The sequence below is a fragment of the Acinetobacter sp. 70_2 genome, from assembly GCF_056736115.1.
Genome location: NZ_JBWZIP010000015.1, coordinates 1,854,444 through 1,881,338 on the forward strand (window position 1 = coordinate 1,854,444; position 26,895 = coordinate 1,881,338).

General features: G+C 38.9%; 22 protein-coding genes and 1 pseudogene. 8 read left to right on the top strand and 15 right to left on the bottom strand.

What is annotated here, in order from left to right; translation table 11 throughout:
• Positions 1 to 16 precede the first annotated feature (16 nt).
• Positions 17 to 433: a hypothetical protein gene (locus AC1PJ9_RS17815; RefSeq protein ID WP_263613289.1), complete on the bottom strand. Its 417-nt coding sequence runs from the start codon at positions 431 to 433 to the stop codon at positions 17 to 19.
• A 268-nt stretch (positions 434 to 701) separates the two neighbouring features.
• Between AC1PJ9_RS17815 and AC1PJ9_RS17820 the strand changes: the two genes are divergently transcribed.
• Positions 702 to 1,190 (top strand): CinA family protein, encoded by a 489-nt coding sequence (locus tag AC1PJ9_RS17820; RefSeq protein ID WP_263613288.1) that lies wholly within the window; start codon positions 702 to 704, stop codon positions 1,188 to 1,190.
• 58 nt (positions 1,191 to 1,248) lie between these two features.
• Here the strand turns inward: AC1PJ9_RS17820 and clpB are convergent, their stop codons facing one another.
• On the bottom strand, positions 1,249 to 3,828 hold the full coding sequence (gene clpB, locus AC1PJ9_RS17825) for an ATP-dependent chaperone ClpB (RefSeq protein WP_311087972.1): 2,580 nt from the start codon (positions 3,826 to 3,828) through the stop codon (positions 1,249 to 1,251).
• Between the two features lie 322 nt (positions 3,829 to 4,150).
• Positions 4,151 to 8,059 carry a Dyp-type peroxidase gene (locus AC1PJ9_RS17830; RefSeq protein ID WP_311087973.1) on the bottom strand — a complete coding sequence of 1,303 codons (3,909 nt, stop codon included), beginning with the start codon at positions 8,057 to 8,059 and terminating at the stop codon, positions 4,151 to 4,153.
• Positions 8,060 to 8,398: 339 nt separating this feature from the next.
• Between AC1PJ9_RS17830 and AC1PJ9_RS17835 the strand changes: the two genes are divergently transcribed.
• The gene (locus AC1PJ9_RS17835; protein ID WP_311087974.1) at positions 8,399 to 9,208 is read left to right on the top strand and encodes a peptidoglycan DD-metalloendopeptidase family protein; all 810 of its coding nucleotides are present in this window, start codon (positions 8,399 to 8,401) and stop codon (positions 9,206 to 9,208) included.
• Here AC1PJ9_RS17835 and AC1PJ9_RS17840 read toward each other — a convergent pair.
• The 3 genes and pseudogenes from AC1PJ9_RS17840 to AC1PJ9_RS17850 form a co-directional block, all read right to left on the bottom strand.
• A complete protein-coding gene (locus AC1PJ9_RS17840) occupies positions 9,202 to 9,630 on the bottom strand; it encodes a GNAT family N-acetyltransferase (RefSeq protein WP_311087975.1) in 429 nt (142 codons plus the stop codon). The genes AC1PJ9_RS17835 and AC1PJ9_RS17840 overlap by 7 nt on opposite strands.
• An 89-nt stretch (positions 9,631 to 9,719) precedes the next feature.
• A complete protein-coding gene (locus AC1PJ9_RS17845; protein ID WP_001195082.1) occupies positions 9,720 to 10,142 on the bottom strand; it encodes an OsmC family protein in 423 nt (140 codons plus the stop codon).
• A gap of 94 nt (positions 10,143 to 10,236) precedes the next feature.
• Positions 10,237 to 10,317, bottom strand: a pseudogene (locus tag AC1PJ9_RS17850) (hypothetical protein); the annotation flags it as partial.
• Positions 10,318 to 10,581: 264 nt separating this feature from the next.
• Between AC1PJ9_RS17850 and crp the strand changes: the two are divergent.
• Positions 10,582 to 11,289 (top strand): cAMP-activated global transcriptional regulator CRP, encoded by a 708-nt coding sequence (crp, locus tag AC1PJ9_RS17855; protein WP_000203217.1) that lies wholly within the window; start codon positions 10,582 to 10,584, stop codon positions 11,287 to 11,289.
• A gap of 160 nt (positions 11,290 to 11,449) precedes the next feature.
• Entirely contained in the window at positions 11,450 to 12,499 is a 1,050-nt protein-coding gene (locus AC1PJ9_RS17860; protein WP_311087976.1) for an NADP(H)-dependent aldo-keto reductase, read from the top strand.
• A 55-nt stretch (positions 12,500 to 12,554) separates the two neighbouring features.
• Here the strand turns inward: AC1PJ9_RS17860 and AC1PJ9_RS17865 are convergent, their stop codons facing one another.
• From AC1PJ9_RS17865 to AC1PJ9_RS17885, 5 genes are all read right to left on the bottom strand, one after another.
• Complete coding sequence (locus AC1PJ9_RS17865) at positions 12,555 to 13,337, bottom strand: M48 family metallopeptidase (RefSeq protein WP_263613282.1); 783 nt, start codon at positions 13,335 to 13,337, stop codon at positions 12,555 to 12,557.
• Between the two features lie 116 nt (positions 13,338 to 13,453).
• Complete coding sequence (locus AC1PJ9_RS17870; RefSeq protein WP_311088076.1) at positions 13,454 to 13,771, bottom strand: hypothetical protein; 318 nt, start codon at positions 13,769 to 13,771, stop codon at positions 13,454 to 13,456.
• 127 nt (positions 13,772 to 13,898) lie between these two features.
• A complete protein-coding gene (locus tag AC1PJ9_RS17875; protein ID WP_100191889.1) occupies positions 13,899 to 15,218 on the bottom strand; it encodes an adenylosuccinate synthase in 1,320 nt (439 codons plus the stop codon).
• Between the two features lie 64 nt (positions 15,219 to 15,282).
• Positions 15,283 to 16,449: an ATP phosphoribosyltransferase regulatory subunit gene (locus tag AC1PJ9_RS17880; RefSeq protein ID WP_032011696.1), complete on the bottom strand. Its 1,167-nt coding sequence runs from the start codon at positions 16,447 to 16,449 to the stop codon at positions 15,283 to 15,285.
• A 311-nt stretch (positions 16,450 to 16,760) separates the two neighbouring features.
• Positions 16,761 to 17,780 carry a type I glyceraldehyde-3-phosphate dehydrogenase gene (locus AC1PJ9_RS17885; RefSeq protein ID WP_311087977.1) on the bottom strand — a complete coding sequence of 340 codons (1,020 nt, stop codon included), beginning with the start codon at positions 17,778 to 17,780 and terminating at the stop codon, positions 16,761 to 16,763.
• Between the two features lie 269 nt (positions 17,781 to 18,049).
• Here AC1PJ9_RS17885 and alaS point away from each other — a divergent pair, with 269 nt between their 5' ends.
• The 3 genes from alaS (at position 18,050) to csrA (ending at position 22,532) form a co-directional block, all read left to right on the top strand.
• Positions 18,050 to 20,686 carry an alanine--tRNA ligase gene (alaS, locus tag AC1PJ9_RS17890; RefSeq protein ID WP_311088077.1) on the top strand — a complete coding sequence of 879 codons (2,637 nt, stop codon included), beginning with the start codon at positions 18,050 to 18,052 and terminating at the stop codon, positions 20,684 to 20,686.
• Between the two features lie 65 nt (positions 20,687 to 20,751).
• Positions 20,752 to 22,032 (top strand): aspartate kinase, encoded by a 1,281-nt coding sequence (locus AC1PJ9_RS17895; protein WP_004702788.1) that lies wholly within the window; start codon positions 20,752 to 20,754, stop codon positions 22,030 to 22,032.
• Between the two features lie 245 nt (positions 22,033 to 22,277).
• Complete coding sequence (csrA, locus tag AC1PJ9_RS17900) at positions 22,278 to 22,532, top strand: carbon storage regulator CsrA (RefSeq protein WP_000906487.1); 255 nt, start codon at positions 22,278 to 22,280, stop codon at positions 22,530 to 22,532.
• A gap of 69 nt (positions 22,533 to 22,601) precedes the next feature.
• Here csrA and rnhB read toward each other — a convergent pair whose 3' ends face one another.
• Both rnhB and AC1PJ9_RS17910 read right to left on the bottom strand, forming a co-directional pair.
• Entirely contained in the window at positions 22,602 to 23,168 is a 567-nt protein-coding gene (rnhB, locus tag AC1PJ9_RS17905) for a ribonuclease HII (protein ID WP_311087978.1), read from the bottom strand.
• A gap of 67 nt (positions 23,169 to 23,235) precedes the next feature.
• Positions 23,236 to 23,613 (bottom strand): hypothetical protein, encoded by a 378-nt coding sequence (locus AC1PJ9_RS17910; protein ID WP_077166139.1) that lies wholly within the window; start codon positions 23,611 to 23,613, stop codon positions 23,236 to 23,238.
• Positions 23,614 to 23,852: 239 nt separating this feature from the next.
• Between AC1PJ9_RS17910 and AC1PJ9_RS17915 the strand changes: the two genes are divergently transcribed.
• Entirely contained in the window at positions 23,853 to 24,410 is a 558-nt protein-coding gene (locus AC1PJ9_RS17915) for a cytochrome b (protein ID WP_311087979.1), read from the top strand.
• 43 nt (positions 24,411 to 24,453) lie between these two features.
• On the opposite strand, the gene AC1PJ9_RS17920 is transcribed toward AC1PJ9_RS17915, so the two are convergent.
• Together AC1PJ9_RS17920 and AC1PJ9_RS17925 are read right to left on the bottom strand one after the other, a co-directional pair.
• Positions 24,454 to 25,452, bottom strand: coding sequence for an adenosine deaminase (locus AC1PJ9_RS17920; RefSeq protein WP_068935879.1), 999 nt, complete (start codon positions 25,450 to 25,452; stop codon positions 24,454 to 24,456).
• A gap of 112 nt (positions 25,453 to 25,564) precedes the next feature.
• Complete coding sequence (locus tag AC1PJ9_RS17925; protein WP_004702799.1) at positions 25,565 to 26,884, bottom strand: NCS2 family permease; 1,320 nt, start codon at positions 26,882 to 26,884, stop codon at positions 25,565 to 25,567.
• Positions 26,885 to 26,895 lie beyond the last annotated feature (11 nt).

Here is a 26,895-nt window from a genome sequence, read left to right on the forward strand (position 1 = left end):
TGGTAGAAAGTTATCATTACTTTACGGTAATGATAACTTCGCCATGTACATTTTTCGGTTCAAACTCATAACGTGTAAAACGGTCCGCTCTATCTGGTAGCGCAACCATTTCTAATTTTTTCTTTTCTTTAATATCTATCACCTGATTTTGTTTTTGTTCTTGATAAGGTGATAACACACTCGATCGTAATGAGTTCCAGCGAACTTCTTGTAAATAATTATCTCCTAATTCTTTACGAGCTTGATGCTGTTCTGTTTCAGGTTTCTTGGCATCATCTTGAGCTTTAGCAATAATGACGGGTAAAGATGTAGTGACCGCTCCTGTTTGAGTTGAAAGCGCACTTTCCGTCATTGGTTGTGCTGCCCATGTATTTGATAACGATACAAATACACCACTCAAAATTCCCAGCATATACCCTTGTTTATTATTCATTAGCTACTTCCTAAAATTGTTATTGTTCGTTATATCGAATCAAACTAGCAACTTTTTAACCTTGTCGCAATGTTATAAAGAAACTTCCCGATAATTAGCATTGATCATTTTAAAACCGGAAACTCTTCACAGGCTTTTTGTGAATATTCAAGTTGTTTTATAGATTGTTATCTCAGACTTGAACCATTCTCCTAAATCACTTACTGTGATTTTATAATTTATTTGTATTTGATTTTATTTATAAATACACACCATGTGAGGTGAAATAATGCTTCAGCAGTGCTGCCAATTACTAGAGGATCTCCAACTTAAAGTCGCATTTATTGAAAGTGCTAGCTCGGGCTACTTAACCAGCCAGTTTTCGATTCATAAAAATAGTGGTGCTGATATTTTACTGGGCGGTTTGGTCAGTTATGACCCCAGCATTAAAATTAGTATTTTAAAAGTCGATCCAAAGTTAATCGATATGTACACGGCAGAATCACCACAGGTTACAGAAGAAATGTGTAAGCTGGGTCAAACCCTATTTGACCAAGCTGATATTATTGTAAGTTGTACAGGTTTACTCAAACATGGTGGTAGTGAAACTACTGAAAAACCTGTAGGTACCTTTTTTATCTGCATTTCTTACCAAGGGCGTATTTATCATTATCCTTATTTTTTATCAGGTCATGCCGAACAAAAACTTAAAACACTCACGCAAAAAGTAGCCAACTCAATTATTACGCTTGTATCTTCAAATCAGCCTAAAATTTAAATATAAAAAAAAAGAGAATATGTTTCCATATTCTCTTTTCGGTTTTAGCAGAACAAGATTAGCTGAGTTTCATTTTATCGAAGACTAAATGACCATTTTCACCTTTCACTAAAATGGTATCACCTGCGACAAAATCACCCGACAAGATTTTTTGCGCTAATGTGTTTTCAATCTGTTGTTGAATTGCACGTTTTAATGGACGCGCACCATAAACAGGGTCGAAACCAGCATCAATCAATAAATCAAAAGCAGTGTCATCTACAGTTAAACTCATATCACGATCAACCAAACGTGAACGTAATCGATCCAACTGAATATCAGCAATGCCTCGAATCTGTGCTTTTTTGAGTGAATGGAAAATCACAAGTTCATCAATCCGGTTAATAAATTCCGGACGGAAATGCTGACTTACCGCATTCATTACAATGGTACGCACTTCATCGTCTGTTGCACCCTCACCTAGCTCACGTACATCTTGTGAACCTAAGTTCGAGGTCATCACAATCACAGTGTTCTTGAAGTCTACTACTCGACCTTGTGAGTCTGTTAAGCGACCGTCATCCAACACTTGTAGCAAGATATTGAATACATCTGGATGCGCTTTTTCAACCTCATCAAACAACACCACACTATATGGTTTACGGCGAACAGCTTCAGTTAAAACACCACCTTCTTCATAACCCACATATCCTGGAGGTGCACCAACCAAACGGCTAACCGAATGTTTTTCCATAAATTCACTCATGTCGATACGAATCATGGCATCATCACTGTCAAACAAGAAGTTCGCCAATGCTTTGGTCAACTCAGTTTTACCAACACCCGTTGGTCCCAAGAACAAGAATGATCCGCTAGGACGATTCGGGTCAGATAAACCTGCACGTGAACGACGAACTGCATTTGATACCGCAACAACTGCTTCATCTTGCCCTACAACACGGTCATGCAAGAACTCTTCCATATGAAGGAGTTTTTCACGCTCACCTTGCATCATTTTAGCGACTGGAATACCCGTTGCAGCACTAACGACTTCAGCAATTTCGTTTTCAGTCACTTTAGTACGAATAAGTTTTGGCTCTTCGTTTTCTTCAGCAACTTCGTCTTGCTCAAGTTGTTTTTGAAGCTCTGGAATTACACCATATTGCAAACGTGCTGCTTCAGCCAAATCACCTTCACGCTGAGCTTTTTCAAAAGCAATACGCGCTTTATCAAGTTCAACCTGAGCCTGTTTGGTACCTTCGACCAAAGTTTTTTCAGATTTCCATACTTCTTCGAGATCGTTATATTCTTTCTGAACTTCAGCGATCTGTTTTTCAAGATGAGTAACTTCGGCTTTACTGCCTACATCTTCATCTTTTTTCACCGCTTCCAATTGCATTTTTAACTGGATTAAACGGCGATCAAGTTTATCAAGTGCTTCAGGTTTAGAGTCAATCTCCATTTTGATACGAGAAGCTGCTTCATCGATCAAATCAATTGCCTTGTCTGGTAATTGACGGTCTGTAATATAACGATGAGACATTTTCGCCGCAGCAATAATCGCTGAGTCTAAAATTTGCACACCATGGTGAGTAGCATATTTCTCTTTTAGACCACGTAAAATCGCAATGGTATCTTCTACACTTGGCTCATCAACCAATACTTTTTGGAAACGACGCTCTAAAGCTGCATCTTTTTCAATGTATTGGCGGTATTCATCTAGGGTTGTTGCACCTACACAGCGCAATTCACCACGAGCCAATGCAGGTTTCAACATGTTTCCTGCATCCATCGCGCCATCGCCTTTACCTGCGCCTACAAGCGTATGTAGCTCATCAATAAACAGGATGATTTCGCCTTCGTGTTTTGCCAAATCTTTTAAAACTGCTTTTAAGCGTTCTTCAAACTCACCACGATACTTCGCACCAGCAAGTAATGAACCTAAGTCGAGGGATAAAACACGTTTATTCTTTAAACCCTCTGGCACTTCGCCATTCACAATACGCTGTGCTAAACCTTCAACAATAGCGGTTTTACCAACACCCGGCTCACCAATGAGTACAGGGTTGTTTTTTGTACGACGTGACAAGACTTGAATGGTACGGCGAATCTCATCATCACGCCCAATAACCGGATCAAGTTTTCCAGATAAAGCCCGCTCAGTTAAATCAATCGTATATTTATTAAGTGAGTCACGTTGGTCTTCGTGATTATTACTCATGACTTTGTCACTACCTCGAATATGTTCAATTACTTTGCGTAAGCTGTCGGGAGTGACACCTACGGCACTTAAAATATTTTTTGTTTCGCCAGTTTCTGCCAAGCCCAATAAAACCCAGTCAGTTGACAAAAATTCATCACCCGCTTTTTGCGCATATCGATCTGCCAAGTTAAGCGCTTTAACTGCTTCTGGGTTTAAATTGACATCGCCTGTCGGATTCGCAATGGTCGGAGCATCTTTTATAGCTTGCTCAAGCTTTTGTTTAAGTTCAGGTAACCGTGCACCTGCTTGTTGCAACAAGCTAATATTGGAAGGCTCTTCTAATAAGGTACTCAAAATATGAATACCTGCTATAGCAGTATGGTCTTTACCCATCGCTAAAGATTGAGCATCTGAAAGGGCTTGCTGCAAGCGGTTTGTAAATTTTTCAAAACGCATTCTTGTTATTCCTCACAACAAATTTGTACTTGTCTAATAGATGGGAACACTTTTTCGGATTTCAAATAAATTTTTATATATTTTTCATAATGTTATAAAAATAACAATAAGTAAAACTCCATTATAATATGGGTTTATGAGTGATCTATTTCAAGTATATTTTGTATAATTTTTAAGAGAAAACAAAAACCTGATATTTCATCTGAATTTTTATCATAAATGGCAATTTTAAAGCCGTAATATATTTAATAGTTAGCATAGCTAAATTTAAAAATATTGAAGGCAGTCCCTCACTTGAGAGACTGCCTTATAAAATGGCTAATCAATTATGCCATTGATGGAACGGACACTTAGCTTGCTCTGTTTTTTCTTTTGGAATATCTGGCGTCGAGATTGGACGACGCTGATGCTGTTCCTGAATGATAGGGAATACCGACGTAAAGAAGTTTGACCAACCACCGGTACGTACTCTTAATAAATTATATTGCTCAGGTGATGTTACCGCTTGAGTAAATGTTTCTGGGTTAGCGACCGTGATCGTTAAAATATTAGATGAACCACCTTGGCTGAATTGTCTCAATATCTTGATTAAATCTTTAACGCCAAAGTCTTCACGAATATTAAAGTCTGTAGGTGCACCATCGGCCATTAAATTTGTACCCGTACCGTCAAAACCTTTTAAAGCACGGCTAAATTCAGCCACTTGATGATCAACAACCAAATCTGCTGGACTTGGTGATGGACTTAAATCTGATGCTACTGTTGTACCTAAACGACGACCATCAGCGCTCGCCCCATTCCATGCCCCCATCTCCACATGATTTTCAAAAGTTCCCACACCGGGTTGAATCTGAATACCAAAAGGATGCTCTTCTGAACCATAACGTTCAGCTAAGCCTTTAAGACTTTGCGCAAATTGTGGCCATGGTTTTCTAAATGTTTCGACTGAAATTTCAGCAATCATTTGAACAATCTGATCGCCTAATTTATCGACTTCAGAATTTCCTCGTCCATAACGCGGTTGTGCCAAAGCAATCTCTCGTAAACGCTTATAGCGATCAGCTTGTGCAGCAATACGAGCATGCCCAGCTAAATTACTAATAAATGGCTCAGTCATTTTATAACCCCAGTCACAACACAAGCACTCTAAGAGTTCAGGTAATGTAGTTACTGCAGTTAATGGATCAAAAACCATTGCCTTAATCGCATATAGTGAATTAATGGTATTACTGAGCGAGATATAACACGGTCCATAAATATTATATTTAGCCCCACCACTATAAAAATCCTGACCTTTAGCCAAACAATCATCCATCAAAACATTTAGAATTGGAGATGGACAAATATCTGTATTGGCACCATAACCCAGAATTTGCCCATTAAATGCCTTGCGATTGAGCAATTCAAAATGTTGCTTATATAGATCTAATAGTTCTTCAAAACTATCTATCTGATCGGCAGGTTTCGTATTTAGTGAAACAGTTTGCCCAAACAGATAGCTTTGCCCAGCACTTGAAATTGTTCTACCCTGATTTAATGCACATTCCAAAGGCTGTAATGTCGAGAAACCACCTAATGAAAACCAGTTTTCACCAGGGAACTGAGGTTCATAACAACCATCACAAGCATAATTTTGAGCTGAACGAATATCGACTTTAGAATTCCAATTTGGCAAATTAGAGAACGCATCTCCCCCTACGCCATCTCCACTTTGATGAAGACTAGGAATGAGTTTTTCATCATTTAATAAAATTGGATGGGCACCGCCAGATAAAATTGCATGCGCAGCCACTTCTAAAATTTCTTCAGGAATATCTTTGCGAGTTCTTAAAGACAAACACGGTGCATTTAACGGTAAACGGCCTGACGCACGAATGAATAATTTTGTGACCTCATTATAAGCTGGTTTGGTTTTAGAAAAGTCTTCTTCACCATCAGCGACTGTACCACCAACTGTAATCTGTTGAATCCATTGGCCCAAAGATGCACCTTGAGGATAAGGTCCCGAACTACCACCCATTGCAAGATTACCAAAAGGTTGATGGTCTTCCATAAACATACGGTTCTGTTGTACTTTTTCGTCTAGCTTGATATAGAAGGCATCGATAATTTCCTGTGCTTCTTCAGGCGGAATCGCATCTTTGTCAAGGAAAGGTTGCAACAGCTGATCCATACGTCCAAATGCTGTTGGCTCACCATTTAAATGCAAACAACTATGCAATGTGAAAATAAATTGAACTGCTTCAAGAAATGTGTCCGGTTTATCTTTCGATAACTTTTCCATTCGATGACCAATCGCAATTAAATTATCTCTTTCGAACTCTTGTCCTTTTTGCATCTGGTCTGCGACTTTAAATGCGAGCTTTGAGTAATTTAAGAAATATTCAGAAATACCAACTAGTGCTAATCTCGAAGCTTCATAGAAGTCTTTTTTCTCTGGAGTCTGGGCATTGCTTGCATGTTTCGCAATTTCTTGTTGTAGACCAGCTAAACCTAAATCTAGTGCCTTTTTATAATTTGGAATAACATGCCCAACCCCCGATGCTTCACTTAAGTTACGCAAAAAGCCCTGAAGACGCTCTTCTTCAGACAAATACTTCATGACATAACGACCTTCACCCAAGGTCAGATTTGGCATAGCTCCCACAATAATTTCATCTGGCATAATGCGATAGGTATCTGATCCATAAATGACCTTACCTTCACATTCACGCCCAGTTGAATATGGAATCATTTCACCATTTTTTAATAAAATTTTCCGTCCGCGAAAACCATAGTTTTCTGATGAGAATAACTGCAAACTTAATCGGATAGCCCAACCTTTGCGCAGCATAATAGATAAACCCATAATATTTTCAGGCTTATCACTGATATCGAACTCATCAATATAATAATCTACCCCTTGTTCAATTTCTTCTTGTTTCCGGTTGAAATACCAGTTGTCTTGCCATAAAGAAAATGTATTTTCAAGTAAACTTAAAATACGATTAGAAGGTGGTTTAAAAAATTCACTATGGGGATTTAGCCCAGTTGCCATATTAAAAAGATAATTACTATGATTGTAGTACATCAAACCATTATCGGAACTATTCGTATAATGGCGATCAAATCGATTCCAATCCATACCTGGGAAAAAATTCCAGTTATCTTTATCTAGTCGACTAAAATCATTTAAATATTCTGGTGCATCAACTAATGCTAAATCCTTTAAACTTGGAATATAAAATATTCCTCCCAAATCTGAATGAAGGCTATTGAATAGACGGTCATTCATAAAGCCTTCTATTGCCCCAATCTGACTTGCCATAACTTCTTCTAAAATGGCAGCAGTTTTTGCAAATCCAGCAAAATAAATTCCTGCTTCATCGGCTTTAGTTACCGATTTTGGCACTCTAAAACTTGAATTTGATTCAGCACGGCCAAACGGTAAACCTAGACGCAGAATAGGCGTGGTATTTCCATTTTCATCTTGTACACGAGAAGCTTTAATGTGCGAACGGCTATCACGGTCTGGAATAATTGTGTCGTCAGTTTTACGCCCAATCAAATCTTCAATTTGATCTTCTGACATCATGTTGATTTGATCCCAATTAATTAAAAATCTTTGAGATAGAACGTATGAGCCACCAAAATGATCAATATCTTCTGCACCAATTAAAGTATGTTTTGCAAGTGAAATTGGATCAGATGGATTATTTAAATTTTCAGAAAAACGACACCCTAAAACCTTACCATTGCGACCTGTTTTAGATTGTGAAGCAGTAACTTGACTAAATATTTCTTTAATATCTGAAGCTAAAAAATGCTCAATATATGTCTGTAATACTGTACACGCATCGGCATCATCGCTTTTTACATGCAACCAAATGTCGCCATCCGAATTTTTAAAACTCCCATTAGAATCAGAGAAAACTTCTGAGACATTTGGATTTTTTTCTTCAGGATAATGTAATTGCATTCCCTTTGGTCGTGACAACTTATCTTTTTCACAAATCAGATCCCAATTATCAAAAGAAACACCAATTGCCAAAGTTGTATTTTTACTAGAAAGTGCTGGATTCTTATTGACCTCTTGACGCACAGCTATCATTAATTGTCGTATTCTTTCCCGCGTAATTTCTTTATTTAGCCAAACTGTACTAAAAATGGCATGGGGTGAAGGATAAACCAACCCACGTTGCATATATTTCCATATTTCAGTAAAACGATCTTCATAAGATATATTTAACATTATATTAGTTCCTTTAAAATTTTTATATAATAATTAAAATTATGATTATAAATTTAATTACAGAAGCATTATTCATAATAAAATTTAAAATAACAAGAAATTTAAAATCAAACAAAAACAGTAAGAATTAATAAAAAACCCAATATAAATTTAAGTTTAGATAATTTAAAATATAAAAAAGAAAAATACAAACAAAATAAATATAATCACATAAAATAAGCCATCAATTATTAATATAAAATAATAAATAAAATTAAATCATTAAAAAAAATTAAAACAACTTTTAAGTAAAGCTTACTGATATAATTTATAGTATTCTTTTAGAAAATTATTGTCGCTATGTTGATAAAAAAACTTATTTCTACTTTGCTTTTTACATCAATACCTTTTTACTGTTTTGCCGAGCTTCCCCAAGACTCAAGAAGACCCGGTGGGATTGCAGTCATTCCATTAACTGCCGATATTACTCAGGTTACTTTTCAACAGAAACCGGTTTTAATTAGTCAGGAAGGCCATCAACGTTATGCTGTAGTTGGTATTCCGTTATCTACTCCACTTGGCAGTGTTCAGCTCAATACCAATAAAGCTCCCATTCCAATAGAAGTTAAGTCTTATCCTTATGCTGAGCAACGAATTAAAGTCACTAACCAAGACTACGTAAACCCCAACCAAAGTCAGTTAGACCGTTATGCACAAGAAGCGAAAGAACAAAATGATATTTATAGTTCTTTTACATCAAGTTCATGGCAAAGCTTACCCAAATTTATACGCCCAACTACAGGAAAATTTACCAACTCGTTTGGAAGAAAACGTTTCTTTAATGGAGAAGAACGTGCGCCTCACTCAGGTCTCGATATCCCAGCACCTGTAGGTCAAAAAGTAATTGCTCCAGCAGATGGCGTAGTCATTCAAACAGGAAATTATTTCTTTAATGGACAAACTGTATTAATTGATCACGGCCAAGGCTTAATTAGCATGTTTTGCCATTTAAGCGCGATAAAAGTAGAAAAGGGACAACATATCCGCCAAGGAGAAACTTTAGGTTTAGTGGGCAAAACAGGCCGTGTAACGGGCCCTCATTTACATTGGGGTATGAGTCTTAACAATGCTCGGGTAGATCCTCAGCTCTTTTTAAACCGAGCTCAATAATTTAACGCTTTACGAAAGTACTTTGGTGCTTCTACATAGCCTTCTCTTAGGTAAAACTGATGCGCCAAAGGTCTTTGTATTCCTGAATGTAGTTCCATCCGATCACAGCCACGTTGCCTTGCTAACCGCTCTGCTTCTTGCACAAGCAAATGCCCCACACTTTTACTACGCATATTCTCATCCACACACAGATAACAGATTTTGGCAAAGTCTCCTTTTAAAGCAATTTGTGGAATAAAATAAAGCGATAAAACCCCATATACATGCGAATCATCGGCTGCGACCAAAGTAATTCCATTCGGGTCTTTACTTAATCTTTGAAATTGTTCCTGAACTACTTTTAAAGGCTGCGAATATCCCATTTGTTTCAGTAAGTGGCATATAGTCTCAGTATCTTCCCATTGAGCTAAACGGATATTCACCCAAATTCTCCTTTTATTTTTAATTATTCTTATCATAAAAAAAGCCAACATGACTGTTAGCTTTTCTTTTTTCAGGCATTCACATGAAATTATGCAGCTTCAATAATCTCAAAATCGTGAGTAATTTCTACGCCACCATCAGAAAGCATTTTACTCGCTGAACAATATTTTTCAGCTGATAGCTCTACTGCTTTTGCAACCTGTTTTTCTTTTACAGCTTTACCTGTTACCACAAAGTGCAAATGGATTTTGGTGAAAACGGCTGGAATCGCATCTGCTCGCTCAGCTTTAAGCTGACATACGACATTCGTCACATCTTGACGAGATTTCTTTAAAATAGTCACAATATCAAACGAAGCACACCCACCAAGTCCCATTAATATCAATTCCATAGGACGTGGTCCACGGTTTTCACCACCATACTCAGGTGAGCCATCCATCACTACACTATGACCGCTCTCTGATTTCGCTTCAAAAGCAACATTCTCTAGCCAATGTACACTTGTTTGCATTGCAACTACCCAAAAAAAATTATAAATTTAAGCAGGGTCTGTTGACATTTCATCTATGGATTGCGTAATAGCTAAAAATTAATCCAAATAAAAACGCAAAACACAGACAAGGGCAATCCTTTGTCCAGTTTTGTAATAAAGTTTGTTAAATTTCAGCCAAAATCTGAGGTGCGATTCAAGCATCTTAGGTGCAGCGCAAGACCAGATTTTTTGTGCGTTTCGTTGTTAAGCTCTATTTATTTAGTATGACTAAATTCCATAGTTCTTGCTTCGTAACGTCTAGAAAAATCGTCTTATGTCGCAACCATCTGTGAAATGTCAACAGGCCCTTGTTTTGTACACTAACATAAAATGAGTTGATAAGGAATTTCATCTCTTCTGTGTAATAGCTCATCTCGAGCTTGTGTGAATTGTTTACCCTATTCGGAACATATCAAGCATGACTTCAAATTTTTCACAACTCAGCACAGATGCTTTATCTCCGGGGCAACTACCTGAATCCGTTAAAGCATTGTTAAAGCGTGCTCACATCAACAGATATCCAAAACGAACCACAATTGTTGATGCCGGAACAGAGTCAAAATCTTTATACTTAATTTTAAAAGGCTCAGTTTCAATTATTTTACGTGAAGATGATGAGCGTGAAATTGTTGTGGCATATTTGAATCCTGGTGACTTCTTTGGGGAAATGGGGCTTTTCGAACCGAACCCTCAACGTACAGCTGAAGTTCGTACCCGTGATGTCTGTGAAATTGCAGAAATTTCATATGACAACTTCCATGAACTAAGCAAACAGTATCCAGATCTCAGCTATGCCGTTTTCGCGCAACTTGTTCGTCGTTTAAAAAATACAACTCGTAAAATGACTGACCTTGCATTCATTGATGTGTCTGGTCGTATTGCACGTTGCTTAATCGACTTATCTTCGCAACCAGAAGCAATGATCTTGCCGAATGGTCGTCAAATTCGTATTACCCGTCAAGAAATCGGACGTATTGTCGGGTGCTCACGAGAAATGGTTGGCCGTGTATTAAAGACCTTAGAAGATCAGGGTATGATCCAAACAGATGGTAAGGCTATTCTTATTTTTGATACTTCACTCGAAGAAACTCCAGTCACTGATGAAGACTATGATGACGAAGAATAATTACACGTAATTATTTAATAAAGAGCAAACTTCGGTTTGCTTTTTTTATATGCAACAATGAGTTAATACACAAAGCTTACAAACTATTCTGTTTTTATGATTTAAGTTGAATACATATTTTCCGTTAGGCTAACTTAAAATTTCTCAAGGATTTCGCAGTATGCAATTTAAACCACTTGGTCACACTGGCATTAACCTTCCAGGAATTTGCTTAGGTACCATGACATTTGGTGAGCAAAATACTCAACAAGAAGCATTCGAACAGCTCAATTACGCTTTAGAACACGGTTTATATTTTTGGGATACGGCAGAGATGTATTCCGTACCTCCTAAACCAGAAACATACGGGGCGACTGAAACCATTTTGGGCAATTGGTTTGCACAGCATGGTCAGCGCGACAAAGTATTCCTTGCTTCAAAAATTGCAGGTCCTGGCTTTGGTGGAACCCATATTCGAGAAGGTCATACCAAGTTCAATAGTGACCATATCTCACAAGCGATTGATGGTTCACTTAAACGTCTCCAAACAGACTATATCGATCTCTACCAATTACACTGGCCAGAACGTCACACCAACTTCTTTGGAACACTCGCTTATGGCAACCAGCAAGCACACAATGATTATGACACTACACCCTTAGAAGAAACTTTACTCGCTCTACAAAAAGAGATTAATCGAGGTCGTATTCGTTATATCGGTTTATCGAATGAGACCCCTTGGGGCACCATGAAGTTTCTACAGCTCGCTGAAAACTTAGGTGTGAGTAAGTTTGTAAGTGTGCAAAACCCATATAGCCTGCTTAATCGTACTTATGAAATAGGCATGTCTGAGATTGCCAAATACGAAGGAGTAGGTTTACTTGCGTACTCTCCTCTTGCTTTTGGTTATTTAACTGGCAAGTTCAGAAATGGAGCACGACCTGCGAATGCTCGCGTTACTCTATTTCCACGCTTTAGCCGCTACAGTAATCCACAAAGTGAATGGGCAACTGAACAATATGCGCAGCTCGCTGAAAAGCATGGTTTAAGTCTGACTCAATTGGCTCTGGCTTTTATTAAGCAGCAGTTCTTTGTAACAAGCACAATTATTGGTGCGACCAATTTAGATCAGCTCAAAGAAAATATTCAGGCTTTTGAAATCGAGCTTTCACCAGAAATTTTACAAGGTATTGAAGCCATTCATATACAACAGCCTAATCCTGCCCCTTAAAACAAAAAACGGATGCTTGAGCATCCGTTTTACATTCACTTTAAAGTTTTAAAACTTATCTACGACCATTATAAATAGCTAATGCTGCAGGTAAGTTTTTACGCATGTCATTAATACGTTGAGCGTTAGATGGGTGAGTAGACAAGAAAGATGAACCACCTGCACCTTCAAGTTTGTTCATTTTTTCCCAGAGAGTAATAGCAGCATTTGGATTATAACCCGCACGTGCCATTAGCATTAAGCCACCTTGGTCAGCACGGCTCTCTAAACTACGTGAATATGGTAAGCCCACCCCTACTTGCGAACCCAATTGTGCAGCAGCCGCTCCTAATTGGTTAACGTTACCGCCACCTGCATAGCTTAAGCCAATATTTAATGCTAAATCAGTTAAAGCCTGAGCACCAATTTTACTTTTAGCATGCTCTTCCAAGGCATGTGTCATCTCGTGGCCCATAACAGCTGCAATTTCAGCATCTGTTAAATTCAGCTTATTCACAATACCTGTGTAGAACACGACCTTACCACCTGGGGCAACGTACGCGTTAACAGTATCTGATTTCAGTACAGCTAACTGCCAGCTAAATGGCTGCCCTGTTTGATTTACTTGGTCAGCATAAGGTTTTAAACGGTTGAAAACAGAATTAATACGGCTATAGGTACTTGAACTTGTATCTAAAGTCCCTTTAGCACGTGCTTCCTGCACCATTTTAGTAAAACCTTGTGCAGATTGAGCATTTAAGGTTGCTGTATCTGCACCTGCCATGTCCGCCATTGTTGCGCAACCCGAAATTGTTACGACACCAGCAGCACATAAGCTTAAAAAAAGTTTTTTATTCATTAACATGGTTCACCTAAATCGTTAAAAAACTGTTTATTCTTTTGCACTTATTATAAGAAATAGCACACAAGCTTTGAATCTCTCATTTCTTCACGATCATAGTATTTATGTAACGATCAAGCCGATAAAGTCATCAAATAAATCCAGAACAGTAAACATATTATATTTAAGACAAAATAGACATGGCTTAAAGGCTTAACTTTCGCTTCAAGAGAGGGGCTTGTTCTTTTCCATAATAGATAACTGTTTTGTATAAGAACAACCGGAATCAAGATACAAGCTATCAGAACAGAAAGGCTCATGAATGCTGTCATAAAGAAGTCAGGATTATAGTTTTGACCATAAATAACTAACATAGCCAACGTTGGCGAACCACCGATCGCAAATAAAAAAGAATAAAAAATGGTTTTTGAAATTGTTGGTTGTAATTTCATTTTTAGTTCATCATCCATGACATAACTTTTATTTCTGTTTTAATCTGAATTAGACAAAACCGAAACTGCACTTTAGTCGGATATAAAAAAAGCCCCCTTCTCAGGAGGCTTTTATTATCTTTGCAAATTAAGCAGAGAATGGATGACGTAAAACAATTGTTTCTGCACGGTCTGGACCAGTTGAAACGATATCAATCGGACATTCGATTAATTGTTCAATACGTTTCACATAAGCCAAAGCATTTGCAGGTAATTGGTCAATGCTAGTCAAACCAACAGTTGACTCACTCCAACCTGGCATAGTTTCATAAATTGGTTTCAAGCATTCAAAAGAAACCGCATCAGAAGAACCTACGCAACCTGAATCAGTATTTTCATAACCTACACAGATTTTTACTTCTTCTAAACCATCTAGAACGTCAAGTTTAGTCAAGCAAATACCTGAAAGTGAGTTAACATCTACAGAACGACGTAAGATTTCGGCATCAAACCAACCACAACGACGTTGACGACCAGTAGAAGCACCAAATTCGTGACCTACAGTACCCAAGTGTTTACCAATTGGGTCACCAGAATCACTTGCTGCATCGTAAACTAATTCAGTTGGGAACGGACCAGCACCTACACGTGTTGTATAAGCTTTAGTAATACCTAATACATAGTCAAGATGTAAAGGACCCATACCAGAACCAGAGCTTACGCCACCAGCAGTTGTATTTGAGCTAGTTACATACGGATAAGTACCGTGGTCGATGTCTAAAAGTGAGCCTTGAGCGCCTTCAAACATTACAGGCTTACCTTCTTTGCGGTAGTCATGTAACACTTTAGTCACGTCAATCACTAATGGAGCAAGCACTTCGCGCCATTCGTTGCAAAGAGCCAATACGTCTTCAAATTTAACTGCTTCTACGCCGTAGAACTGAGTTAATTGGAAGTTATGTAACTCAAGCATTTCTTGGAGTTTTTCTTCTAACGCTGCACCACCACGAACAAGGTCAGCAACACGCACTGCACGGCGAGCTACTTTGTCTTCGTACGCAGGGCCAATACCACGACCTGTAGTACCGATTTTAGCGTTACCACGTTTCTTCTCACGAGCCTGATCAAGAGCAATGTGGTTAGGCAAAATAAGTGGACAGTTTGGAGAAATGCGTAGACGTTCTTTAACTGGAACACCTTCAGCTTCCAAAATTCCCATTTCTTCAATTAATGCTGCTGGTGAAAGCACCACGCCATTGCCAATTAAGCACAATACGTTTTCACGTAAAATGCCTGATGGAATGAGGTGCAATACAGTCTTTTTACCACCTACGACAAGAGTATGACCTGCGTTATGTCCGCCTTGATAACGTACTACCGCAGCCGCTTGATCTGTGAGCAGGTCGACGATTTTACCTTTACCTTCGTCGCCCCATTGGGTACCAAGTACCACAACATTTTTGCCCATAATAGCCTCATTACATCATGCTGTTAAAATTGGAAACCATCAGTAAAAAACTTACCGCTGGCGTTTAAATCTTTTCAATATTCCATTGACCATTTTGCGATACAAGCTGATGTGTCGCATAAGGAATAGAACCTAAATTATCATTACCTAACAATTGAACGACACGTAAGCCTTGTGAACGTGCATTTGCAATTGCTTTAAGCAAATCTGCATCAGTACCTTTTGGTGCCACCACAGTTTCAATTTCAGCAAACTGATTTGCCCCTAAGGCATATAAATCACAACTGAAACCAGTAGCAGGACGTGCACGACCAAAGTGTTCACCAATACCATCATAACGGCCACCTTGCGCTAAAGGTGCAGCACGGTTCGGTGCATAAACTGCATACATCAAACCAGTGTGATAGTGGTAACTGCGAAGTTCGACAACGTCAATTCCAACATTAAGTGCTGGCCAACGGTTTTTAATTTGTTCAAGTGTAGTTTTGAGTGCATTTAATGCAGCATCAAATTCAACATCTTTTAAAATATCTGTACTTAAATGAGTTTGTAATGCTTCTAAATCACTTGCATAGCGACCAAGTGCATAGAAATCTGAACCCATATTTAAATTTTGAGTAAATTCAGCCAACTCAGGTAATGCTTTTCTTTGATAAAGATCAGATAACTCATGCTCTTCATTTTTAGAAAGGCCAGCATATTTGACTAAGCTGCGAAATAGCCCTACATGTCCTAAGTCTAAATGTGCGCCTTGCAATGTATAAGCATTTTCAATGAGCCCAAGCATTACATCGACCATTTCAACATCAGCTTCAATACTATCGTGGCCATATAGCTCTGCACCTAATTGTAAAGGTGCGCGAGTCGCATTGAAATTTTGTGGTTTTGTATGTAATACAGTCCCTGCATAACAGTAACGTGCAACCCCTTCAACAGGTCTTACATGTGCATCAATACGTGCAACTTGAGGTGTCATATCAGCACGGATACCGAGTAAACGGCCTGAAAGCTGGTCAATCACCTTAAAAGTTACTAAATCCAGGTCTTGATTTGATTCTGATAATGAAGACAACGATTCGATGTATTCGATAAATGGTGTATATACCAGTTGATAACCTCTTACTGAGAGGAAATCTATAGCTTCACGGCGAAGTTTTTCAATGACTTGCGCCTGTTCCGGCAATACATCTGCTACCCCGTCAGGCAGCAACCATGTCTCTGAAATGGTCATATTTCAAGCCTAAAATCTGATCAACGTGGAACGACCCCACATAAAAAAATCGGGAACACACCCGATTTCTCTTAGTGTAGCATGATACTTTGTGCCATGCACCTGACAATTTGCATAAATCTTTCTTAATAAACTCTAAAGTCAAAAAGAAGATAATAAGAATAAATAAGAAGATTCAATATGTTACCCTTATTCAATTTAGTTACGCACTAAAGTTCTTCGACTAAAGAAAGGGCTAATATCTGAACTATCGCCTTGTTTCCAACTAACCAGCCTTAACGGTTGAATAGCTTTCTTAAGTTATTTTAAATTTAGAAAGAATTACACAAATCTAATAATCGATTTGCATAGCCCCATTCGTTATCGTACCAAGCAAATACTTTAGCTTGATGACCAACAACCATGGTTTGGGTTAAATCAACAATAAGTGAATAAGGTGAATGATTAAAATCACTTGAAACTAGTGGTTCATCAGTCACTGCCATAATTTCCGCATAATCTGTTTGAGAAGCTTTGATTAACAATTCATTAATATGATGCACAGTAATTGGAGATTGTGTGATAAACGTTAAATCAATTGCAGCCACATTAATGGTAGGAACTCGAATTGAGTAGCCATCAATACGGTCTTCCATTTTCGGCATCACACGTTTTAATGCGCCAAGTGCACTAGATGTAGTGGGAATAATATTTTGCCCAGAAGCTCTAGCACGACGTAAATCACGATGTGCGTGATCAAGTACAGACTGGTCTGCTGTTACTGCATGAATTTCGGTCATGAGCGCAGTTTCAATACCAAATGCATCATCAATAATTTTTACTAATGGCACTAAAGCCTGCGTAGTACATGACACACTAGATATGATTTGATCAGTTGCTTTTACATCTGCATGGTTAACGCCATAGACAATTGCCGCATCGACATGATCAAAAGGTGCTGCCCCAATAATGACCCGTTTCGCCCCTGCTTCTAGGTGGCGTGTTGCATCAGCATGAGAACGGAACAAGCCTGTACATTCGAGTACAACATCAATTTGCAAGCTTGCCCACGGTAAAAGTTCTGGTTGTTTTTGCTGAAGAACTTCAACTTTCAGATTTCGCTGGTTTGATTGAATATTTAAATAAATCTTTTCATTTTCAATAGCTATGTCAACTTTGCCATTAAAACGGCCATGGGTTGTATCATATTTGAATAAATGCACTAGTGTTTGTACATCTGCTATATCGTTAATCGCCACGATTTCAAAATGAAATTGTTTCGGGCTTTCAAACCAAGCACGTAAAACATTACGTCCAATCCGGCCAAACCCATTAATGGCGATACGTTGCATGACCTATCCTTATCTACAAAACCAGAAACGAAAGAAGGCATATAGTAAAACACGTGAAGGCTAATTGAATATAGATTTTTAGCCAAATCACAGTTTTGTAAGATATTCCCTCTAAAATCGTTGGTTCGGTGGGGTTTTTCCGTTACAATTTAGCGTTTTTTAAAAATAAGCCCCGTATCACATGCAAGATTTGTGAACAAACAAACTTGTAGTGATGCTTTTAGCCAAATTCGAAAATATGGAGTGACTTGGTTGTGAGTACTCGTTTAATGACATCTGCTGAAATTCGTGAAGCATTTTTGCGCTACTTTGAAACGCAAGGGCATACACGTGTCGCGTCGAGTTCTCTTGTTCCTGCCAACGACCCAACTTTATTATTTACAAATGCTGGGATGAACCAGTTTAAAGACTGTTTTTTAGGTCTTGAGAAACGTGACTATGTACGTGCCACAACATCACAAAAATGTGTACGTGCAGGCGGTAAACATAACGATTTAGATAACGTCGGCTATACAGCTCGTCACCATACATTCTTTGAAATGTTAGGTAACTTCTCATTTGGTGACTATTTCAAACGTGATGCACTTAATTTTGCTTGGGAATTTTTAACCAGCGAACAATGGCTTGCTTTACCGAAAGACCGCCTATATGTAACGGTTTATCACACCGATGACGAAGCTTACGACATCTGGAATAAAGAAATTGGTTTAGCGCCAGAGCGTATTATCCGTATTGGTGATAACAAAGGCGAAAAATACGCTTCAGATAACTTCTGGGCAATGGGTGATACTGGTCCATGTGGTCCATGTTCTGAAATTTTCTTTGACCACGGTGACCACATTTGGGGTGGTTTACCTGGCTCTCCTGAAGAAGATGGTGACCGTTTCATTGAAATCTGGAACAACGTTTTCATGCAGTTCAATCGTACTGCTGATGGCGTGCTTCACCCTCTTCCAGCTCCATCTGTAGATACAGGTATGGGCTTAGAGCGTATTTCTGCTGTATTGCAACATGTTAATTCAAATTATGACATTGACCTGTTCCAACACTTATTAAAAGCTGCTGCAAATATTATTGGTATTGAAGACGAAGGTCAGCCTTCTTTACGTGTTGTTGCAGACCATGCGCGTTCTTGCTGTTTCTTGATTGCTGATGGTGTAAACCCAAGCAATGAAGGCCGTGGCTATGTACTTCGCCGTATTATCCGTCGTGCTGTTCGTCATGGTAACAAGCTTGGCGCAACTGGTACGTTCTTCTACAAAATGTTGCAACCTTTAATTGAAGTTATGGGTGATGCATACCCAGAACTTGCAGCGCGCAAAGATGTTATTGAAGCAACTTTAATTCGTGAAGAAGAACAGTTTGCTAAAACACTTGAGCAAGGGTTAAAACTACTTGAAGGTGAACTTGCTCAGTTAAAAGACAAAACTATTCCTGGTGCGACTGTATTTAAACTTTACGACACTTATGGCTTCCCGACAGACTTAACGGCTGATATTGCACGTGAACGTGGCTTTATTATTGATGAAGCTGGTTTTGAAGTTGAAATGTCTGCACAGCGTCAACGTGCACGTGATGCTGGTAAGTTTGCAGTTGACTATAACAACATTGTAAAAGTTGAAGGTGAAACTCAATTCGATGGTTACATTAACACCACTGGTCAAGGTGAAATTGTAGCGATCTATAAAGATGGCGTACAAGTTGATGAAGTTTCTGAAGGTGACGAAGCACTAATCGTTTTAAACCAAACTCCTTTCTATGCAGAAAGTGGTGGTCAGATTGGTGATACAGGTATCTTCAAAAACGAAACTGGTATTTTTGAAGTTCAAGACACCAAAAAGTCAGGTGGTGCTTTTGTTCATCAAGGTATTGTGACTGTTGGTAACCTCAAAGCAAATCAAAATGTAGAAGCGATTGTTAAAGCAGACATTCGTGAAGCTACTGCGCGCAACCACTCAGCAACTCACTTGTTACATGCTGCCCTTCGTCAAATCTTAGGTTCACATGTACAACAAAAAGGTTCTTTAGTTGCAAGCGATATCTTACGTTTTGACTTTGCAAATGACCAACCTGTTTCATTTGAACAATTACAACAAGTTGAACGTCTCGTAAATGCTGAAGTTATTGCCAACACTCCAGTAACGACTGAACTTCTCGACATTGAAGCTGCGAAAGCAAAAGGCGCAATGATGTTGTTCGGTGAAAAATATGGTGATGAAGTACGTGTACTTTCTATGGGTTCAGTCATTGATGAGAAAAACTTCTCAATCGAACTTTGTGGTGGTATTCACGTAAAACGTACAGGTGATATTGGTTTATTCAAAATCACTTCTGAAGGTGGTGTAGCTGCTGGTGTACGTCGTATTGAAGCAGTGACTGGTACTAAAGCGTTAGAAGTGGTACAAAAAGCTGACAACGATATTCAGCACATTAATAGCTTACTCAAAGCACAGAAAGACCAAACTGTTGAGCGTGTTCAAGCTAATGTGGAATTGGTTTCTGCATTACAAAAGCAGATTGAACAGCTCAACCAGAAATTGGCAAACTTCCAAGCGGCTGACTTGATTGATCAGGTACAAACGATTGCTGATCGTCAAACGCTTATCACTACTGTTCAAGGTGTTGATGCAAAAGCGCTTCGCAACTTGCATGACAGTGTGAAATCAAAATTAGAGAATGCAGTGATTGTGTTAGCAGGTGTAGAGGGTGACAAGGTCAGCCTGCTTGCATCAGTCGCGTCGCAATACACTGCAAATCTAAAAGCAGGTGACATCATCAAACATCTAGCAACTGAGTTAGGTGGTAAAGGTGGTGGTAAACCTGACTTAGCACAAGGTGGCGCGCCACTTAACGAGAAGTTTGGACAAGTTATTGCAGCATTGCCTGCTTGGCTTGAACAAAAATAAGACTTCACTTTTTGTGTAACTGACCCTGAAAAGCCTCTCAGGGTCATGGCTTATATGGAACAACTATGGCATTAATCGTTCAAAAATATGGCGGTACTTCTATGGGTACCCCCGAGCGCATTTTAAATGTTGCTCGTCGTGTGAAGCGTTGGCATGATCACGGTCACAAGGTTGTTGTGGTCGTATCTGCAATGAGTGGTGAAACAAACCGCTTACTTGCCCTCGCTAAAGCCATTACCGAAACACCTGACCCACGTGAGTTAGACCAAATGGTTTCAACCGGTGAACAGGTGACGATTTCCATGTTAGCTATGGCACTTAATTCGATTGGTGTGGAAGCTAAATCCTATACCGGACGTCAAGTCGGTATTAAAACTGACAGTGCATTTACCAAGGCGCGTATCGAGTCTATTGATACAGATGTCATGACCAATGACCTAGATGCAGGCCGTGTTATTGTGGTTGCTGGTTTCCAAGGCTTTGATGCAAATGGAAATACCACAACACTAGGCCGAGGTGGTTCAGATACTTCTGGTGTTGCTCTTGCTGCTGCTTTAAAAGCTGACGAATGTCAGATTTATACTGATGTAGATGGCGTTTACACCACTGACCCTCGTGTTGCTCCTAAAGCCAAAAAAATCGACCGTATTTCTTTTGAAGAAATGCTAGAAATGGCATCATTAGGTTCTAAAGTTTTACAAATTCGCTCAGTAGAGTTTGCCGGGAAATATCAAGTTCCTTTACGTGTATTATCAAGCTTTGATAATGACAACGATGGCGTTTTTGACGACGAATTTAAAGAAAATGTAGGTACACTCATTACGACTGAGGCGGAAGACAATATGGAACAGCCAATCATTGCAGGTATTGCTTTTAACCGTGACGAAGCAAAATTAACGATTTTAGGTGTGCCTGATGAACCAGGTATTGCTTCTAAAATCTTATCACCAGTAAGTGATGCCAATATCGAAGTCGATATGATAGTGCAAAATGTTGAAGAAGATGGCACAACAGATTTCACTTTCACTGTAAACCGTGTTGATTTAGCGAAAGCTGAAAAAATCTTAAACGAAACTGCTAAAAATATTGGCGCGCGTGAAGTTTCAACACGTGATGATATCGTTAAAGTATCTATCGTTGGTGTTGGTATGCGTTCACACGCAGGTGTAGCGAGCAAAATGTTCACTGCCCTTGCTGATGAAGGCATTAACATCCTTATGATTTCAACTTCTGAAATTAAAGTTTCTGTCATTATTGATGAGAAATACCTTGAGCTTGCAGTTCGTTGCCTACATACCGCATTTGGTTTAGATCGCGAACATGGTGAAAGCAGCGCCCGCGCTTAATTTTACCAAACGGTCAAGAATTCATTAAAAAATGTTTACTTGTCCGACAATAATCAAAGAAAACACAGAGCCGCTATAGTTTTTTTTATAGCGGCTCTGTTATATTAAACGGAAAGTTTTTTGGCAGTGATTATCAAAATATGACTTTGTTCTCATATTTCTGTTAGAATCTGACTGAAAACTGAGGTTGAGCTTTTATTTGGGTACCAATATTGCAGTTTTAAGCGTTTAGCAAGGAGATAAACATGCTGATTCTGACCCGCCGTGTCGGGGAAACATTAATGATTGGGGATCAAGTCAGTGTTACTGTGCTTGGCGTCAAAGGAAACCAGGTTCGAATTGGTGTGAATGCGCCAAAAGAGGTTTCTGTTCATCGCGAAGAAATTTATCAACGTATTCAACATGAACGTGCAATGCATGAACACCTTCAACATCTTGATCAAGATTATCAAGTTTCATATGAAGATGATAATTATGCACAGAAAAACTTCAATCGTTAGTATGAAGTTATTCTCTCCCTAATTAAAGCGACTTTCTAGTCGCTTTAAATTTTTTGGAAGTATATAAATTTATAGTCCTAATGCACGTTTAACGGGTGCATAACTACGACGGTGTTGATCGATCACTCCGTGAGCTGCAATCGCTTCAAAGTGTGCTTTTGTTGGATAGCCTTTATGTTTGGCAAATCCAAATAATGGATACTGTTGATCTAATTCTGCCATTTGGCGATCACGTGTGACTTTTGCCAAGATACTGGCAGCACTAATTTCGGCGTGGCTCGCATCTCCACCAACAATTGCTTCACAAGGAATAATGATTCCTTTGGGAATTTGGTTGCCATCTACAATGACTTTTTGAGGCTGTGTTTTTAGGCCGTCCACTGCTCGCTTCATTGCTAGAAATGTTGCTTGTAGGATATTTAGCTCATCAATTTCTGCATGCGTCGCTTCCGCAATTGACCATGCTAAAGCTTTTTCCTGAATTTCAATAAACAACTTTTCACGTTTTTTTTCAGTTAATTTTTTAGAATCGTTTAGTCCTAAAATCGGATTTTCCGGATCTAAAATAACAGCTGCGGCAACAACCGACCCCACTAATGGGCCTCGCCCCGCCTCATCTACGCCTGCAACGAACATGTATACTCCAATGAAAAAAAGAGGCTGATCAATATGAATCAGCCTTCTTTAAAACTTAAATTATTAATTACTTTTGTAAAGCTTCAGCCACGCAAGCATTTACAGTATTAGAAACGACTTGGGTTACTATTGTTGCACGTGCAGCTGGGTCAAGTGCAGCAGTAGCCAAATCAACTGCAGTAACACTGTTTGGTGCCTTTTCACTTACGCAGCCACAAACATTAGTTTGAATACTATCACGTTGTTCAGCCGTCATAAGCTTTGTTGCTGTTTTCCATGCAGGAACATTATTAATTTCTGTAATACATTTTGCATTTACAGCAACTTTTAATGCAGTCATGCCTAACTGTTGAGTTGTAGTTTCTGCAGAACCTGTACCAGGAGTTGTTGCACATGCAGTTAAAGCCAAAACAACTGGTGCCACAGCAAGCATCAATTTTTTCATCATTTTTTCCTTTGATCGAACGTAAGCAGCGCGTATTTTGCCTAAACTTGTGCTTAGAAGAAACAAATAAATTGATGCATTTATGCAATCTAATTTTCCTACACTCCAGTTTGATTTAATCATGTGCTTCAGCTAAAGCGTTCTGTTTATAGTACGCTCCGTTACGAGAACAACATTTCTCAAAAATACTGCTTTACCATAAAATCTAGCGCTAAAATGACAAAAAATTAGGGTCTTTTATGCCTGCCTCATCCTCTCAATACTACACCCGCACTGCACAGATTTTGCATTGGGTTATGGCAATCATTTTCATTACGGCTTGGGTGATTGGTTTCTACAGTGGAAATTTTTTAAGTTATGATACTGATGGCAGCTTTAAAGGTGATGTCATTACACTGCATAAAAACATCGCCACAACCATTATCTTTCTAGTGGTTATTCGCCTTTTCTGGCGTTACACCCATCCAGCCCCAAAGTTGCCTGACACCATGTCGGTAACAATGAAAACTTTGGCTCACATTGGACATTTATTACTCTATGTGATTTTAGTAGCGTTACCTATTACTGGTTGCTTATTTAGCTGGAGTGCTGGTCACCCTGCCCCAGTTTTATATTTATTTAATATTCCACGTTTAGTACAAGACAACCCTGAGTTATTAGCGATTGTTAAACCATTACATATTTATATTTCATGGTTTGCAGGTTTGCTTATTGTTGGACATGTTCTGGCAGCTTTAAAACATCACTTTGTGGATAAAGACAATGTTTTAAACAGCATGATCAAACAACCTAAATAAATTCAATGTTAAAAAAACCGCCTATCACAGGCGGTTTTTTTATTTAGATTTTTTGGATTTCTGAAATCCACTTTTGTTTTTCTTCATCTGAAATGAAAGAGGCTTCAAAAGAGTTAATTGCGAGTTGCTTCAACTCATCATTACTTAAATCTAAGGCTTGCTGAATAGCAATGAAGTTATCATTCATATATCCACCAAAATATGAAGGATCATCCGAGTTAACAGTCACGTGTACGCCTTTTTGCAAAAGACGACGGATATTGTGATCTTTCATATCCTTAACAACACATAGCTTTAAGTTACTTAAAGGGCAAACGGTTAATGGCATTTTTTCATTAATTAAACGAGCCATTAATTGTTCGTCTTCTTCAGAACGCACGCCGTGGTCAATACGGTTTACTTTAAGCAAGTCCAAAGCTTCCCACACATATTCAGGTGGGCCTTCTTCGCCTGCATGAGCCACGATTAAGAAACCTTCTTCACGCGCCTTAGCAAAAACACGTTCAAATTTAGCTGGTGGATGACCTACTTCACTTGAATCAAGCCCTACAGCAATAATGTCTTTTTTAAACGGTAAAGCTTGCTCAAGCGTTTCAAATGCAGCTTCTTCGCTTAAATGACGCAAGAAACACATAATGAGCTGAGAGCTAATACCAAATTTAGCTTTTGCATCAGCACATGCACGTTTAAGCCCATTGATTACTGTCGCAAAAGCAACACCACGGTCAGTATGGGTTTGCGGGTCAAAGAACATTTCTGTATGAACGACACGATCTTCTGCACATTTCTCAAAATATGCCCATGCTAAATCATAAAAATCTTGCTCATGAACAAGAACATTTGCACCAGCATAGTAAATATCTAGAAATGATTGAAGATTATGAAAGTTATAAGCTTGCTTTACTTCTTCAACAGATTTGTAAGGAATCTGAATCTGATTACGCTGTGCAATAGCAAACATTAATTCAGGTTCAAACGTCCCTTCAATATGCACATGCAACTCGGCTTTTGGTAAGGCCTGAATCAGCTCGACTTGATTCATATTAACTCCACATCTAAAGAAAAAAAGGGTGTGGTAACACACCCTTCAATAACTTCCTTCTTATATAACGATTACGAAATATAGTTCTAGAAGGAAATTATAAAAAATCGTATTAACCGCCAAAAGCGATAAATTTAAATACCCAAAGAGCAGCAATAATCCACACCATGTATGGAACAGTTTTTGCCTTACCTGTGAATAGTTTAACTAATGCATAGCTGATAAAGCCCATTGCAATACCATCTGCAATTGAATACGCGAATGGCATAAATACAATCGTTAAAAAGGCTGGAACAGCTTCTGTAATATCATCCCAATCAATGTGCGTGATCCCTTGGATCATAAGTACACCGATAAATAATAAAGCTGGGGCTGTTGCAAAACCTGGCACAGATTGAGCAAGAGGAGCTAAAAATAAACAGCAGATAAATAAAACAGCAACAACGACTGCAGTTAAACCAGTACGCCCACCTGCCGCTACACCTGAAGCTGATTCGATATATGGCGTAGTAGATGAAGTACCCAATGCAGCACCAGCAACAATAGCCGTAGAGTCAGCAAATAATGCTTTTTTCAAACGTGGTAATTTACCATCTTTTAAAAGGCCAGCACGGTGTGAAACGCCAACCAAAGTACCCGTACTGTCAAACAAGTCAACAATGAAGAATACGAAGATGACACCGACCATACTTGCAGTAAATAGGCCTTTAAAGTCCATTTGCATGAATGTTGGTGCAATTGAAGGGATTTGACCTACTACACCTTTAAATTGATTCAAGCCTAAAGCAGTCGCAATTGCTGTAACGACTAAAATACTAATAATGATGGCACCGCGAACTTTAAGCTGATGTAAAACTACAATCAATAAAAATCCAAATAAAGCCAACAACACTGTAGGTTGTTTAATATCACCCAAACCTACCAATGTCGCTTGATTGGCAACAATAATGCCGGCATTTTTTAGCGCAATAAGTGCAAGGAATAAACCAATACCCCCGCCTATCGCAAATTTAAGCGACATTGGAATTGCATTGACAATCGCTTCACGAACTTTAAAGAAGCTAATAGCAAGAAAGACAATTCCTGAAACAAAAACAGCTGCTAAAGCCGTCTGCCATGGCACTCCCATGCCCATACATACCGAATAGGTAAAATAAGCGTTAAGCCCCATGCCCGGTGCCAATGCAATTGGATAATTGGCAATAATACCCATCACTAAACAACCGATTGCTGCCGCCAAACAGGTTGCAACGAATACGGCGCCATGATCCATGCCGGTTTCAGATAAAATGAGTGGATTGACAATGATGATGTAACACATCGTTAAAAATGTAGTTACACCAGCAAGAACTTCTGTTCGAAACGTGGTTTTATTGTCGCTTAACTTAAATAAACGCTCTAACCAGCCTGCCGAAGAATTGGGCGCCGCCATAAGTAGCCTCT

What these genes read in the sequence shown, in the direction of transcription:
- AC1PJ9_RS17815 (WP_263613289.1), bottom strand. Translation starts at nt 433, where the DNA reads ATGAATAATAAACAAGGGTATATGCTGGGAATTTTGAGTGGTGTATTT.
- AC1PJ9_RS17820 (WP_263613288.1), top strand. Translation starts at nt 702, where the DNA reads ATGCTTCAGCAGTGCTGCCAATTACTAGAGGATCTCCAACTTAAAGTC.
- clpB (WP_311087972.1), bottom strand. Translation starts at nt 3,828, where the DNA reads ATGCGTTTTGAAAAATTTACAAACCGCTTGCAGCAAGCCCTTTCAGAT.
- AC1PJ9_RS17830 (WP_311087973.1), bottom strand. Translation starts at nt 8,059, where the DNA reads ATGTTAAATATATCTTATGAAGATCGTTTTACTGAAATATGGAAATAT.
- AC1PJ9_RS17835 (WP_311087974.1), top strand. Translation starts at nt 8,399, where the DNA reads ATGTTGATAAAAAAACTTATTTCTACTTTGCTTTTTACATCAATACCT.
- AC1PJ9_RS17845 (WP_001195082.1), bottom strand. Translation starts at nt 10,142, where the DNA reads ATGCAAACAAGTGTACATTGGCTAGAGAATGTTGCTTTTGAAGCGAAA.
- crp (WP_000203217.1), top strand. Translation starts at nt 10,582, where the DNA reads ATGACTTCAAATTTTTCACAACTCAGCACAGATGCTTTATCTCCGGGG.
- AC1PJ9_RS17860 (WP_311087976.1), top strand. Translation starts at nt 11,450, where the DNA reads ATGCAATTTAAACCACTTGGTCACACTGGCATTAACCTTCCAGGAATT.
- AC1PJ9_RS17865 (WP_263613282.1), bottom strand. Translation starts at nt 13,337, where the DNA reads ATGAATAAAAAACTTTTTTTAAGCTTATGTGCTGCTGGTGTCGTAACA.
- AC1PJ9_RS17870 (WP_311088076.1), bottom strand. Translation starts at nt 13,771, where the DNA reads ATGAAATTACAACCAACAATTTCAAAAACCATTTTTTATTCTTTTTTA.
- AC1PJ9_RS17875 (WP_100191889.1), bottom strand. Translation starts at nt 15,218, where the DNA reads ATGGGCAAAAATGTTGTGGTACTTGGTACCCAATGGGGCGACGAAGGT.
- AC1PJ9_RS17880 (WP_032011696.1), bottom strand. Translation starts at nt 16,449, where the DNA reads ATGACCATTTCAGAGACATGGTTGCTGCCTGACGGGGTAGCAGATGTA.
- AC1PJ9_RS17885 (WP_311087977.1), bottom strand. Translation starts at nt 17,780, where the DNA reads ATGCAACGTATCGCCATTAATGGGTTTGGCCGGATTGGACGTAATGTT.
- alaS (WP_311088077.1), top strand. Translation starts at nt 18,050, where the DNA reads ATGACATCTGCTGAAATTCGTGAAGCATTTTTGCGCTACTTTGAAACG.
- AC1PJ9_RS17895 (WP_004702788.1), top strand. Translation starts at nt 20,752, where the DNA reads ATGGCATTAATCGTTCAAAAATATGGCGGTACTTCTATGGGTACCCCC.
- csrA (WP_000906487.1), top strand. Translation starts at nt 22,278, where the DNA reads ATGCTGATTCTGACCCGCCGTGTCGGGGAAACATTAATGATTGGGGAT.
- rnhB (WP_311087978.1), bottom strand. Translation starts at nt 23,168, where the DNA reads ATGTTCGTTGCAGGCGTAGATGAGGCGGGGCGAGGCCCATTAGTGGGG.
- AC1PJ9_RS17910 (WP_077166139.1), bottom strand. Translation starts at nt 23,613, where the DNA reads ATGAAAAAATTGATGCTTGCTGTGGCACCAGTTGTTTTGGCTTTAACT.
- AC1PJ9_RS17915 (WP_311087979.1), top strand. Translation starts at nt 23,853, where the DNA reads ATGCCTGCCTCATCCTCTCAATACTACACCCGCACTGCACAGATTTTG.
- AC1PJ9_RS17920 (WP_068935879.1), bottom strand. Translation starts at nt 25,452, where the DNA reads ATGAATCAAGTCGAGCTGATTCAGGCCTTACCAAAAGCCGAGTTGCAT.
- AC1PJ9_RS17925 (WP_004702799.1), bottom strand. Translation starts at nt 26,884, where the DNA reads ATGGCGGCGCCCAATTCTTCGGCAGGCTGGTTAGAGCGTTTATTTAAG.